The following is a 12,705-nucleotide window of genomic DNA, read 5'->3' on the forward strand; positions in this document are numbered from 1 at the left end:
GTCTCTGTTCAACGCCGGCTGCGGCAGGTTGGTGCCGCGGCCGGCTGTGCCTCCCGACCCGAAACTACGGGCCGGGCAGACGTCACCAGCGGTAGTGCGCGAAGGCCCGGTTCGACTCGGCCATCTTGTGGGTGTCCTCACGACGCTTCACCGAGGCGCCGAGACCATTGCTGGCATCGAGCAGCTCGTTGGCGAGACGCTCGACCATGGTCTTCTCGCGGCGAGCGCGGGAGTAGTTGACCAGCCAGCGCAGGGCCAGCGTGTTGGAACGGCCCGGCCGAACCTCGACGGGCACCTGGTAGGTGGCGCCACCGACGCGGCGGGGCTTCACCTCGAGGGCAGGCTTGACGTTGTCCAGCGCGCGCTTCAGGGTGACGACCGGATCGGTGCCGGTCTTGTCGCGCGCCTGCTCCAGCGCGCCGTAGACGATGCGCTCGGCGGTGGACTTCTTGCCGTCCAGCAGGATCTTGTTGACCAGCTGAGTGACCAGCGGGGACCCGTAGACCGGGTCGTTGATCAGCGGACGCTTGGGTGCGGGGCCCTTGCGTGGCATATCAGCTCTTCTCCTTCTTGGCGCCGTAACGGCTGCGGGCCTGCTTGCGGTTCTTCACACCCTGGGTGTCGAGCGAGCCACGGATGATCTTGTAGCGGACACCGGGAAGGTCCTTCACACGGCCGCCGCGGACGAGCACCATCGAGTGCTCCTGCAGGTTGTGGCCCTCGCCGGGGATGTACGCCGTGACCTCGACCGCGCTGGTCAGGCGAACGCGCGCGACCTTACGCAGCGCGGAGTTCGGCTTCTTCGGAGTCGTGGTGTACACGCGAGTGCACACGCCACGACGCTGCGGGCTGCCCTTGAGCGCCGCGGTCTTCGTCTTGGAGACCTTGTCGCGGCGACCCTTGCGGACCAGCTGGTTGATGGTTGGCATAGACCGGCTTTCCTTATTAGTTACGCGGTGTCTGAAACTTCATGTCTTGGTCATCGAGCTTTCACTCGCACGTCCGGCCACGTTTTACGTGCCCCGAGGTCGGGCGTGTCGCGCGTGGTGTAGGGCCCGAATTGCGGGCACGCTGGAGGTGTCAGCCGCTTTCGCTGGCCTACGGTCACGCACGAACTTGCCCGTATGCTTCCGGGCACAGCGATCCACGATACTCGTGGTCGCGACACAGGGTCAAAGCGGGGTCGCTACCGACCCCGCTACCTGGCCAGGTTCAGGGTCAACTCTACGAGTTTCTTCGCGCCCGCGCACGGATCCGGATGCCCGGATCCCTGCCGATAGTTGATCCAGAACCCGATCACGCCTTGATCCGCCGCGCCCGCGCTGACCCCGCAGGAGTCCGGATCGTTCGGCCGCCGCGTCTCCAACCCACGCCGGCCCTGCACGGTGATGTTGTTCGTCGAGTACCCCAGCTTGTCGTTATTGGCCTTCTCGTTGTTCAGCGAGCCGATCTCGTACCAGTTCAGGGTGACCAGCGCGCCTTGCACGTCCCACATGCAGACCGCGCCGTAGAACGACGGCTGCGCCGCGGTTCCCTTGACCCCGACCGCATCGGCGATCTGCTCGGGCGTGACGATTTCGCACTCGCGCAGCAACTTGTCGAAGTTGGTGTTGACGGTGTCCCCGGTCCCCGAGCCGGCGGGGTGGGCGGACCCACTGACCGTCTGACCGCAGGCGGACACGGTAGCTGTGATGGTCAACACGGCGGCGGCCACGGCTATTCCGCGAAGCTGCATGGTCGTCGTCCCCTTCACTTCAGCCGCTGCACGGTCAGCTCCGCCAGCTTGTGCATCAGGTCGCACGGGTTGGCGGTGGGCGGGGCGAAGAGCCCGAAGGACATGGACCATTCGAAGAAGTCGTCGTCGAGTTGCACGGCGAGGTCGCAGATCCGGCTGTCCGGCTCGAGCGCCTGCCAGCCGGCGCGGCCGCCGACGTCGATCGTCTGGGTGGGGCGACCCTGCGTGGTCACCCAGGCCTTCTCGCGGGCGATCGGACTGCCCCGGTAGGACGCGAAGGTGACGGTGGGCGAGCCCAATCCGGCGGTCTGCCAATTGCAGCCGACCGAATTCTTCAGCACCTGGGAGGTCTGACCGATTCCGGTCAGGGTGCGCACCTCGTCGTCGGTGACATTTCCGCACTCGCCGACGAACGGTCCGAGCGCGGCCACTTTCGGCGGCGGCCGGAGCGGGGTGCTGGTGTTGTCCGAGTCGTTCCCGGAACCGCACCCGGTCAGCACCAACGACAGCACTGCCGCGCAGCCGACCAACGCCCCTATCCGCATAGCCTGCACTCTACCCACGCGCACGGTGGGCCAGCCCGGACGACGCGGGCCGCACCGGGGCCCGGTCAGCCACTCTGGACCCGTAATTCGTAGCCGCCGATCGCGTCGATATAGGTGCACTGGGCGGGGCCGGTTTTGTATTTCGACATGGCGACCAGGCAGGCGTCGAGGGTGGGGTAATAGGTGGGTGGGGGGTCGGCTCGGGTCGTCGCGCTCAGCGGGAGGGCGAGCGCGACGGCCAGTGCGAAGGTGGCGGCAGATCTCTCGAGCACTGCGACAGTCCCCTAAGCATCCGGCGAATCCCAAGCAGCGTACTGCCGGATACTCAGGGCCACAACCGATCACAGATTGCCGCGGGCCTCCTGCTCACGCTCGATCGCCTCGAAGAGGGCCTTGAAGTTGCCCTTGCCGAAGCCGAGCGAGCCGTGGCGCTCGATGAGCTCGAAGAACACGGTGGGGCGGTCGGTGATCGGCTTGGTGAAGATCTGCAGCAGATAGCCGTCCTCGTCGCGGTCGACCAGGATGCCGCGGCTCTGCAGTTCCTCGACCGGCACGCGGACGTGGCCGATCCGGGCGCGCAGTTCCGGGTCCTCGTAGTAGGAGTCGGGGGCGTCGAGGAACTCGATGCCTTCCCGGCGCAGCGCGTCGACACAGGTCAGGATGTCGCCGGTGGCGAGCGCGATGTGCTGCACGCCGGGACCGCGGTAGAACTCGAGATACTCGTCGATCTGCGACTTCTTCTTGCTGACCGCGGGCTCGTTGAGCGGGAACTTCACCCGGTGGTTGCCGTTGGCGACGACCTTGCTCATCAGCGCGGAGTACTCGGTGGCGATGTCGTCGCCGACGAACTCGGCCATATTGGTGAAACCCATGACGCGGCGGTAGAACTCGACCCACTCGTCCATCTGGCCGAGCTCCACATTGCCGACGACATGGTCGATCGCCTGGAACAGCCGGACCGGCGCGCCCTCGCGCGGCTGGTAGCCGGCGCTGCGGGTGATGTAGCCGGGCAGGTACGGCCCGTTGTAGCGGGAACGGTCGACCAGGGTGTGCCGGGTCTCGCCGTAGGTGGCGATGGCGGCGGAGCGCACGGTGCCGAATTCGTCTGTCTCGTCGTGGGGTTCGACGACGACGGTCGCGCCGTGCGTGCGCGCCCATTCGATGCAGCGGTCCACATCGGGCACCTCGAGCGCGATGTCGATGACGCCGTCGCCGTGCCGATCGTGGTGCGCGACCAGCGGGCTGTCCGGGTCGACCGCGCCCTTGACCACGAATCGGGCACCGCCGCTGCGCAACACGTAGGACTTGTGGTCGCGGTTGCCGGTCTCGGGACCGGAGTAGGCCTCGAGGCGCATGCCGAAGGCGGACTCCAGGAAATGCGCGGTCTGGGTGGCGTTGCCGACGACCCAGACGAGGGCGTCCCAACCGGTCACCGGGAAATTGTCGACGCTGGTGTCATGGTCCACGAGACCGACGAGCTTGCGCAGCTCAGTGTCGGTGGGGGCGGTACTGGGCGCCGTGCTGGACCGGGCATTCGGCATCTGCTCGATGGTCATGCACCAAGTAATCGTCAGGGTCGGCGGTTAGGCAACAGCGGCGATTTTCGATAGACACTCTGGCGAATTCGGCTAGGAAGTGCCCTTGAATGCTGGACAATTTGAATAGCATCAGCTGGCTGGTGCTATCCATGGCTGGAATCCCAGCCTGTGCTCGGAACGGAGGCCGCCATGTCACGAACGCCGGCGAAACTTGACGAACTCGATCTCGCGATCCTGACCGCGATGCACGAATACCAGAAGGCGGGCATTCTCGAACTGTCCCGCCGGACGCGAGTGGCCAGAGCCACGGTGCAGTCCAGGATCGGCCGGATGGAGGAGTCCGGCGTCATCGCCTCCTACGATCCGCAGATCGACGTCACCGCAGCGGGTTTCGATGTGCAGGCCTTTGTCACGCTGGAGATCGCGCAGGGTGCGCTGGACGCGGTCGCGGCCGAACTGGAAACGATCCCAGGGGTTTTGGAGGCGTACGCGACCACCGGCACCGGCGACGTGTGGTGCCGGATCGGCGCGGACTCGCACGCCGGATTGCAGTCGGTGCTGCTGAGCATCGATCGGACCTCGTCGGTGGTGCGGTCGCACAGCGTGATCGTGCTGTCGACCGTGGTGCCGTTCCGCACGCTGCCGTTGCTGCGCACGCTCGATCCGGCGGGGAACACGAAGGCGCCGGCCTATCGGGCGCACGAGCGGTAACCGGGTCATTGCCTGCCGATGCGGGTGACCAGTCCGTGCACGTGCGCCTGCGCGGCGGCACGTGCGGCCTCGGCGTGGCCTGACTCGAGCGCCTCGACGATGTGCCGGTGCTCGCGCAGCGCGACCCGGCGGTTGAGGTCGGAGCGCCACAGGTCACCCCGGTAGAGGTGAGTCTGGGCCTCGAGGCGGGCCAGCTCGTCGGCGAGCGGGCGATTGCCCGCCCGCTCACGGATGAAGGTATGGAACTCGACGTCGAGCTCGGTGTCGCGCGCGGTGTCCGGGCCGGCGCGCAAGTTCTCCTCCTGCGTGGCCAGGATGGTCGCCAACTCGGCGAGGTCGGTCTCGGACAGCCGGGTCGCCGCCGCCGCGGCGGCCAGCCCGTCCAGCACGGCCCGGACCGCGAGGACGTCGCGCACCTGCTCGTCGCCGATCGCGGCGACCCGGGCCCCCGCATGCCGCACATTGACCGCCAGCCCCTCGTAGATGAGCTGCTGGACGGCCTCGCGGACCGGGCTGCGACTGACCCCGAGCCGGGCCGCCAGCGCGGGCACGCTGAGCGGGTGCCCCGGCTCGAGTTCGCCGGTGAGAACCAGCTGCCTGACCTGGCGGTGCACGGACTCGCCGAGCAGGGCGGAGCTCGTCGCGTCGTCGTCGGTCATCGCGTGGGTCCTTTCCGTGTCCGGAGGTGAAGTTACCCCTGCGGGCGGTAGTTGGCCTGTACCCGCTGGGTGAGGAAGTCGGCCGCGGTCACCGGCGGGTACTTGCCCTGCGGTCCCTGGATGACGGCGTCGCGGTCGGCCTGCGCGAAGTAGGCGATGCTGTAGCGGTCGCCCTGGTATTCGCCCGCGCCCGGGCTGCGCACGCGATGGAAGTTCGACGGCAGCAGGTCGTCGCTCCACCGGGTGAGCATGTCGCCGATGTTGCAGGTGATCAGGCTGGACGACGGGGTGATCGAGGTCCATTCCTGCTCGGCCATCTCCTTGCCGGGGCACACCTGCAAGCCGCCCTGCCCGTCACGCTGGAAAAGCAATGTCAGACAGTCGAAGTCGGTGTGCGCGCCGGCCCGCCAACGGCCTTCGACGCCGCGTAGTTCCGCGGGCACCGCGAAATAGTGCAGCAGCCGCAGCGTGCTCTGATACTGCGCGGAACTCGGGTCGTGCGCCCTGGTGAAGTGATCCCGGTCGAAGGCGAGCCGATCGGCGAAGCAGGAGAGCACCTGCATCGCGACCGACCAGGCCTGGTGCTCGAAATCCAGGATGGCGCTGCGGAATCCGGCGAGTTCCTGCTCGCTCGGCCACAGCTCGGCCATGTGCGGGCGGGTGACCTGGTAGGACTCCTTCTGATCCGGGACGCCGATGGACGGGCGCACCTGGCTCAGGCTCTCCCAGCCCGCGTTGTTCGCTTTGACCAGTGGGTATTTGGCCTTCACCGGTTCGGGGAGGGCGAAAAACTTTGCGGTGAGCTCGAATACGGTGTCGATCCGGTCCTGCGGAATGCCGTGGCCGGCGAGCTGGAAGAAGCCGATCTCGGTGGCGGCCGACCACAATTCGTCGGTGATCTCGGCGCGGCGGCCGGTGAAATCGGTCAGGTCGATCACCCGGATCTCCCGGTCGGTCTCCCGGCCGAGGCCGCCCATCTGCTGCTCGCGGGAAACCTCGGACAGGTCGTAGCTGGCGGTCATGATGTCCGTCCTTGTCTGCGTGGGTGATTCATCCGGCGACGCTGATCGCCGGGTTCAGGAACTCTTTGGTGATCAGGTCGCGCGCGGTCAGTCCGGCGGGCACCGCGGCACCGCCGCGGCGCAGGATGGGGGCGAACTCGTCGATGACGCGCTGCACCCTGGCCTCGTCGAAACTGCCGAGCACACCGTCGGTGTCGTTGCCGATCAGGCCGCCGTCGATCAGCGCCTTGGATCCGTAGGCGGCCAGTTCGGCGCTGTACGGGCTGAAATTGGCGCTCTTGGCAACGATGTCGACGACGGTGTCATCGATGTGGCCGGGATCGGCCCGGAATTGCGCTGTCGCCCTTTGGATCATCGGGACGAGCCGTTGCAGGCAGGGGCGCAGCTCGGCCAGCCGGTCGGCCCGGACGTTCACGGTGCGCGCGTAACCCTCGTAGCCGACGTCGCGCAGCAGTTGGTAAGCCACCGGCTTGCCCCAGGCGCGGACCTCGTGCTCGTAGACGTACGGTTCGGAATTCAGGAAGCCCTGCTGCGCGAAGGACGGCCCGGCGACGAAGCGCGACGGGGCGTTGTCGTAGGAGTTGTCGATCTGCTTCGCGTCGACCAGGCCGCGCGACACCAGCCAGTCCGGGTAGAGCTGACCTTGCGAAACTACTATCGGCGCACCGGATTTCCCGATATCGGCGATGCCGTGCCAGTCCGGGTGCGTCTTCGGATCCCACATGAGCAGCTGGGGACTGTTGCGCAGCAAGGTCGTCACGGCGACGATCGGCTGCGCCCCCGCGGCGGCGATGGCGTGTTCGGAGTGCGCCAGGCCGAGGGTGATGCTCTGGTCGACGTACATCTGCGACGGCACCGTCTGGAATCCGATGGCGGGCCCGCCCGCTCGAATCTCCAGCTTCACCCCGGTGTCTTTGCCGTCGGTCACCAGCGGACCGGTGACCTTGTTGTGGTCGGAATCGACCCGGTAGCCGGGACCGAGCAGGCCGAAGATCGGACCGGAATCGGTCTCCGGTTCCCACTGCAACTGCACCACGACGGTGCCCGGGCAGATGCCGGACAGCTGCTGCTCGGCCGGCGCCGCGGGGAGATCCACTGCGGCGGTGTCGGATTCGCTACTGGAGCAGGCTGCTCCAGACACGACGGCAAGGGTCGCGAGGGCGGCTATGCCGAGCCGGCGAAGGGGTGTTCTCATGAGATTCTCCAAGGACTAGCGACCGGACGCGTGCCAGCGGCCGACGGTGAGCTTCTGGGCGGCGGTGAAGAGGGCGAAGACGAGCACGCCGAACAGCGCGGCCAGCAATAGCGCGGCGATCAGATCCTCGGATTGCAGTCGCGCGCGGTAGTTGTCGAGCAGGGTGCCGATGCCCGGCCGTCCCTGCGCGAAGAACATGTCGCCGATGATCGCGCCGGTGACGGCCAGTCCGGCGGCGGTGCGCAGGCTGGTCATGATCGACGGCAGCGCGGCGGGCAGTTGCAGCGCCCAGAGCCTGCGCCAGCGGCTCGCGCGCCCAAGGGTGAAGAGTTCCTGGAGGTTCCGGTCGACGGACTGGATGCCGAATAGGGTCATGGCAATGATCGGATGGATGGCGATCAGCACGCAGACGATGGTCCGCGCGGCGGTGCCGTAACCGAACCACAGCCCGATCAGCGGAACCACGGCGAGCACTGGAATCGCCTGAAGCACAACCGCATAGGGATATACCACGCGCTCGATCGGCTTGGCCTGACTCATCAGGACCGCGATCGCGACGCCCAGCACCGCCGACACCGCGAGCCCGCTCACCGCCACCTTCGCGGTGACCGCGAGCGCGCGCAGCATCACCTCGAGCTTGATCGGATTCGCCAGCGACTCGGCGAAAACCGCGTGCGGCGGCGGTAGCAGGAAGCGGCGGCTCGGACCGAGCAGCACCATCGAGACCAGGTACCACGCACCGATCGCCAACCCGAAGGACACCACGGGCGGAAGGAGTTTGGTGACCGCGGCGCGGGGACGGACAACGATCCGCCGAATCGGCCGGACCAGGGTTACGGGTGCCGCGATACTGACCATCAGCAGGCCTCCTTCAGGGAATGCGAAGCGCGCGAGACCAACTCGGTGAACGCCGGATCGAAGCGCAGTTCGCGGTCGCGCGGGTAGGGCAGGTCCACGTCGATCACCTCGTGCACCCGGCCCGGCCGCGCGGACATGACGACGACGCGGGAGGCGAGGAACACCGCCTCCGACACCGAGTGCGTGATGAACAGCGCGGTGAAGGCGTTGTCCCGATACAGCCGGAGCAACTCCTCCTGCATGTTCAGCCTGGTCAGCTCGTCGAGCGCGCCGAAAGGTTCGTCGAGCAGCAGCAGTTGCGGCTCGAGCGAGAGGGATCTGGCCAGCGACACCCGCATCCGCATGCCGCCGGACAGCTGGCTGGGCAGGCTGTTCGCGACGTCCGCGAGGCCGACCGCGGCCAGCGCCCGAAGTGCGCGCTGCCGCCTGGTCTTTCGGTCGATGCCGCGCAGTTCGGCGGACAGCTCCACATTGCGCAGCACCTTGCGCCACGGCAACAGGGTGGCCTCCTGGAAGATGAAGCCGATCGAATCCGCTTGCACAGCAACGGCTCCCGAGGTGGCCCGCTCCAGTCCCGCGGCGAGCCGCAGCAAGGTGGACTTGCCGCAGCCGGACGGCCCGACCACGGCGACGAACTCGCCCGTGCGTAGCTCGAGCCCGATGTCGGCCAGCGCCTCGGTTCCCGTCGGGCCGCCGAATCGCTTGTGCACGTTGACGAACGAGACCGCCGGGCCCGAGAGCTGCGTCCCCGCACCGGCTTCCGGCAGTGTCTCCGCGTAGCGCGTCATGTTCGCACCTTCTCTCGATATTGCGTGCAACTCGTGCACAACATCAGTCTTATCGAGAGTGATTACATGCAATCGCCGATTGATTTCCGTCTGATTAACTTCATCGCATGTTGTTCAGTCGACGCGCGAGCAGCTCGGCGTCGACCCGGGTACTGCGGCCGGCCCGGATGACGGCCTCGCCGTCGACCCACACCGTGTCCACCACCCGGGGCGAGCCCGTGGTCAGCAGCGTCGCGCCCGGGTCGAGAACCGGCAGGCAGGCGAAGTCCCGATCGAACCGGAGCAGGGTGAGGTCGCCACGATCGCCGATCGCGACACCCGGCGCCGCGGTCGGCCGGCCGAGGACCCGGTCCGCGCCCCGGGTCGCCATGCGCAGCATCTCGTCGAATCCCAAGAGGTCAGCGCGTTTTCGAGTGGCGCGCTGCAAGTAGGAGCCCATGCGCAAGGTCAGCAGCATGTCCTGGGTGTCGTTGCTGGCGGCGCCGTCCACTCCGAGTCCGACGTCGATCCCGGCCGCCAGCATTTCCAGCACGGGCGCGACGCCACTGCCCAGGCGCATATTGCTCAGCGGGTTATAGGAGACGGATACGCCACGAGCGGCGAAGACCGAACGGCCGGCACTGTCGAGGTGACAGCAGTGCACCGCCAGGGTGCGATCCCAGAGCAGTCCGCCGGCGTCGAGATAATCGACCGCGCCGCGGCCTGCATGCAATCGGCACATTTCCTCGTCGGTCGAGGTCTCGAGTACATGTATCGACACCGTTTTGCCGGTCCGCCCGGCGTACTCGCGCGCGGCGGCCATGCCGTCCGGGGTGAGGCAGCGCGGATTCGGCACGGCCAGGGCGGTGCCGATCCGCGAACCGGCCAGCTGTGCGTCCAAGGCATCGATGTGCGCGAACGCGTCCGGCAGCGGCTGCATCAATCGCGGATCGAGACCCCAGCGCCGGGTGGGATCGGCGCGGTCGGCGATGCCGCGGCCGAGGACCACGCGGATGCCGAGCTCGGCCAGCGCGCGAAGCATGGCGTCGTGCACGGCTTCCGAGCGGTTCGGCCACATGTGCTCGACGACCGTGGTCACGCCGCTGCGCAGCAGTTCGAGTCCGCCGGCCAGCGCGGACAGGTAGGTCTGTTCCGGCGTCGCGGCGACCGTGCGCTCCCCCACGCACCGCAGCCATTCGAGCAGCGGCAGGCCCTCGCCGATCCCGCGCAGCACCGCCTGTTGCAGGTGTGTGTGGGTGTTGACGAAGCCGGGGATCAGATAGCCGCCGCTGCCGTCGACGAACGGAAGCGCACGGTAATCCGCGCGCGCGTTCGGACCTATCGCGATGACAGCGCCGTCCTGGACGACGACATCGTGGCCGGTCTGCCACGCACCTCGGGTATAGACGGTGGCAGCACCGATGACGACGGAATGAGGTCGATTCTCGAACACGCGGCATTCCTCCTGGGAAATGCGGCTGGTTCGCCCGCTCGATCCGGCGGCTCGCGTCGCCCGTTGCAGCCATGAGCGACGTGCGGGCAGCCTACCGAGCCCGTATTTCGACGCGGTTAAGCCTCACGGACGCAGGTCGGCGCCGACCTCCAGGATCTCTACGCGAGGTTCCTTCGCCGCCTCCATGAAACCGAGCAGGGCCTGCGATTCGGCTTCCACGGCGGTGCGCTCTGCCTTCGTCCACGTGCGGGTCGGGCTGATCCGCAGGCGCGCGACACCGGCTTCCGGGAAGATCTTGTAGAGGCCGGCGAGATAGCCGTCGACCAGCACCGGGGCGACCGCGGCGGCGAACGCGCGCAGGTGCGGGGCGTTGCCCTCCGGCACGATCCGGGTTCGATCCTGGTGCGAGAGAACGGCATTGTCGTACCAGCCGAGCAGACGGACCGGGGCCGGGAGGTCCGGATCGGCCAATTCCGCGTCGGCGGCGTCGTAGAGGGTGCGGCCGCGCTCGTCGGTGTAGGTGCGCACGCGGTCGCCGAGCTGCTCGATCGCCTGCTTCATGCCGAGCAGCTTCGACCAGGTCTGCATGTCCATGGTGGAGGCCGGACCGAACGCGCGCAGATAGCGAAGGAGCAACTCGCTCAACGGATACGACGGGTCGAGCGGTGCGCCGAGCCACGGCTCGACCCGGGACCAGATCGGCCTGCTGCTGTCCTTCCACTGGCCGCGCGGCGGAGTTTGCAGCACGGGCAGCTGGTAGAGCCAGGTCTGCACGACCATGCCCGGATTGCGGTCGGGGTAGATCTCGGCGGCGCGCTCGCGCAGCTCGGCGGCGGACATCGGCTCGTCGCCGAGCACCCGCTCGCCGTGCCCACGCACCTCGTCGGCGTCGAGGCCGACCATCGCGCCGTAGTTGAAACCCTTACGGAAGGGGATCTTTTCGAGCTCCGGCTGGATGTGCGGCGCGATCCGTAGCGCGTCCGGCGGGGTGACCAGGTGAATGGTGCCGCGCATCAAGGTGATCCGGACCAGCGAACGATCCACCAGCGCGTCCGACACCGTCGCCGGATCGAAATCCGTTATGCGGCTCCACAATGCGACGAACGGCGGCGGTGAGTCCTGGGCTTGCAGGCCGACGAGGTGGTCGCACATCTCGTGCACCGTCAGCTGCGAACGCTCCAGCAGGTGCTGGCGCGCCAGCAGCGTCCGGTTCAGAGTTCGATTGGAGAGCAGCATGTTTCGGTCAGCGGAGGGTGACCACGACTTTGCCGGTCGCGGTGCGGTTGTCCAGCGAGGCAATCGCCTCGGCGGCCCGGTCGAGCGGGTACAGCACCGGTTTCGGCGCCTCGATCTTGCCCGCGGCCAGCAGCGGCGCCACCTCGTCCCACTGCTCGGTCAGGTAGCCGGGGTGCGTCATCACCCATTCGCCCCAGGCCGCGCCGATCACCTCGACGTTCTTCAGCAGCAGCCGGTTGACCTTCACGGTCGGGATCTCGCCCGCGGTGAAGCCCACCACCAGCAGGCGGCCCGCGGACGCGAGCGAACGGACGCTGTCGGTGAACCGGTCGCCGCCGACCGGGTCGAGCACGATGTCCACGCCGCGGCCGCCGGTCAGTTCCTTCACCGCCGCGAGCCAGCCGTCGGCGAGCACCACGTCGGTCGCGCCGTTGGCGCGCGCCACCTCGGCCTTCGCCTCGGTGCTGACCACCGCGATCACCCGGCCCGCGCCGAGCGCGGCCGCCATCCGCAGCGTGGAGGTGCCGATGCCGCCCGCGGCGCCGTGCACCAGGACGGTCTCGCCCTCGGCCAGCCTGCCGCGCTTGCGCAGGCAGAACTGCACGGTCAGGTCGTTGAACAGGATGCCGGCGCCGGCCTCGAGGGAGACGTTGTCCGGCAGTTTGAACACCATCTGGGTCGGCACGACTGCCACTTCTGCCATGGCATTGCCGAGCAGCGTCAGCGCGACGACCCGGTCGCCCGCCTTGACGTGCGCGTCCGCCGGGGCCTCGCGCACGATGCCGGCCACCTCGCCGCCGACGACGAAGGGCAGTTCCGGCTTCATCTGGTAGAGCCCGCGGGTCATCAGCACGTCCGGGAAGGCGACACCGGCCGCGTGCACGTCGATCACCACGCCCCCGGGGTATCCCTCGGGCTCCGGAATGTCGACGATCTCGACCGACTCCGGTCCCTCCAGCTTGCTGACCTGGGCTGCGCGCATCTGC

The 12,705-nt window shown here is 67.9% G+C and carries 15 protein-coding genes; 1 reads left to right on the plus strand and 14 read right to left on the minus strand.

Annotated elements, in window-relative coordinates; all coding sequences use genetic code 11:
- Window positions 1-82: 82 nt before the first annotated feature.
- The 6 genes from rpsG to hppD form a co-directional block, all read right to left on the minus strand.
- Window positions 83-553, minus strand: coding sequence for a 30S ribosomal protein S7 (rpsG, locus tag F3087_RS00110; protein ID WP_150399709.1), 471 nt, complete (start codon window positions 551-553; stop codon window positions 83-85).
- A 1-nt stretch (window position 554) separates the two neighbouring features.
- The gene (rpsL, locus tag F3087_RS00115; RefSeq protein ID WP_019049359.1) at window positions 555-929 is read right to left on the minus strand and encodes a 30S ribosomal protein S12; all 375 of its coding nucleotides are present in this window, start codon (window positions 927-929) and stop codon (window positions 555-557) included.
- A 269-nt stretch (window positions 930-1,198) separates the two neighbouring features.
- Complete coding sequence (locus F3087_RS00120; RefSeq protein ID WP_150399710.1) at window positions 1,199-1,735, minus strand: DUF3558 domain-containing protein; 537 nt, start codon at window positions 1,733-1,735, stop codon at window positions 1,199-1,201.
- A gap of 14 nt (window positions 1,736-1,749) precedes the next feature.
- The gene (locus tag F3087_RS00125) at window positions 1,750-2,280 is read right to left on the minus strand and encodes a DUF3558 domain-containing protein (RefSeq protein ID WP_191093712.1); all 531 of its coding nucleotides are present in this window, start codon (window positions 2,278-2,280) and stop codon (window positions 1,750-1,752) included.
- Window positions 2,281-2,345: 65 nt separating this feature from the next.
- Complete coding sequence (locus F3087_RS00130; RefSeq protein ID WP_150399711.1) at window positions 2,346-2,552, minus strand: hypothetical protein; 207 nt, start codon at window positions 2,550-2,552, stop codon at window positions 2,346-2,348.
- 69 nt (window positions 2,553-2,621) lie between these two features.
- Window positions 2,622-3,821, minus strand: coding sequence for a 4-hydroxyphenylpyruvate dioxygenase (hppD, locus tag F3087_RS00135; RefSeq protein WP_150400805.1), 1,200 nt, complete (start codon window positions 3,819-3,821; stop codon window positions 2,622-2,624).
- A gap of 186 nt (window positions 3,822-4,007) precedes the next feature.
- Between hppD and F3087_RS00140 the strand changes: the two genes are divergently transcribed.
- Window positions 4,008-4,529 (plus strand): Lrp/AsnC family transcriptional regulator, encoded by a 522-nt coding sequence (locus F3087_RS00140; RefSeq protein ID WP_150399712.1) that lies wholly within the window; start codon window positions 4,008-4,010, stop codon window positions 4,527-4,529.
- Window positions 4,530-4,534: 5 nt separating this feature from the next.
- On the opposite strand, the gene F3087_RS00145 is transcribed toward F3087_RS00140, so the two are convergent.
- The 8 genes from F3087_RS00145 to F3087_RS00180 all read right to left on the minus strand — a co-directional run bounded on the left by F3087_RS00145 (window position 4,535) and on the right by F3087_RS00180 (window position 12,701).
- On the minus strand, window positions 4,535-5,188 hold the full coding sequence (locus tag F3087_RS00145; protein WP_150399713.1) for a GntR family transcriptional regulator: 654 nt from the start codon (window positions 5,186-5,188) through the stop codon (window positions 4,535-4,537).
- 32 nt (window positions 5,189-5,220) lie between these two features.
- On the minus strand, window positions 5,221-6,210 hold the full coding sequence (locus F3087_RS00150; RefSeq protein WP_150399714.1) for an isopenicillin N synthase family dioxygenase: 990 nt from the start codon (window positions 6,208-6,210) through the stop codon (window positions 5,221-5,223).
- 28 nt (window positions 6,211-6,238) lie between these two features.
- Complete coding sequence (locus F3087_RS00155) at window positions 6,239-7,405, minus strand: periplasmic binding family protein (RefSeq protein WP_223884749.1); 1,167 nt, start codon at window positions 7,403-7,405, stop codon at window positions 6,239-6,241.
- A gap of 15 nt (window positions 7,406-7,420) precedes the next feature.
- Window positions 7,421-8,263 (minus strand): ABC transporter permease, encoded by an 843-nt coding sequence (locus F3087_RS00160; RefSeq protein WP_150399716.1) that lies wholly within the window; start codon window positions 8,261-8,263, stop codon window positions 7,421-7,423.
- Complete coding sequence (locus F3087_RS00165) at window positions 8,263-9,051, minus strand: ABC transporter ATP-binding protein (RefSeq protein WP_150399717.1); 789 nt, start codon at window positions 9,049-9,051, stop codon at window positions 8,263-8,265. Before F3087_RS00165 ends, F3087_RS00160 begins: the two co-directional genes overlap by 1 nt.
- Before the next feature lie 100 nt (window positions 9,052-9,151).
- Entirely contained in the window at window positions 9,152-10,483 is a 1,332-nt protein-coding gene (locus F3087_RS00170; RefSeq protein WP_150399718.1) for an amidohydrolase family protein, read from the minus strand.
- Between the two features lie 123 nt (window positions 10,484-10,606).
- Window positions 10,607-11,719 (minus strand): winged helix DNA-binding domain-containing protein, encoded by a 1,113-nt coding sequence (locus F3087_RS00175; protein WP_150399719.1) that lies wholly within the window; start codon window positions 11,717-11,719, stop codon window positions 10,607-10,609.
- A gap of 7 nt (window positions 11,720-11,726) precedes the next feature.
- Window positions 11,727-12,701, minus strand: a complete 975-nt coding sequence (locus tag F3087_RS00180; RefSeq protein ID WP_150399720.1) for an NADPH:quinone oxidoreductase family protein — start codon at window positions 12,699-12,701, stop codon at window positions 11,727-11,729.
- Window positions 12,702-12,705 lie beyond the last annotated feature (4 nt).

The sequence above is a fragment of the Nocardia colli genome, from assembly GCF_008704205.1.
Classification (GTDB): Bacteria; Actinomycetota; Actinomycetes; order Mycobacteriales; family Mycobacteriaceae; genus Nocardia; species Nocardia colli.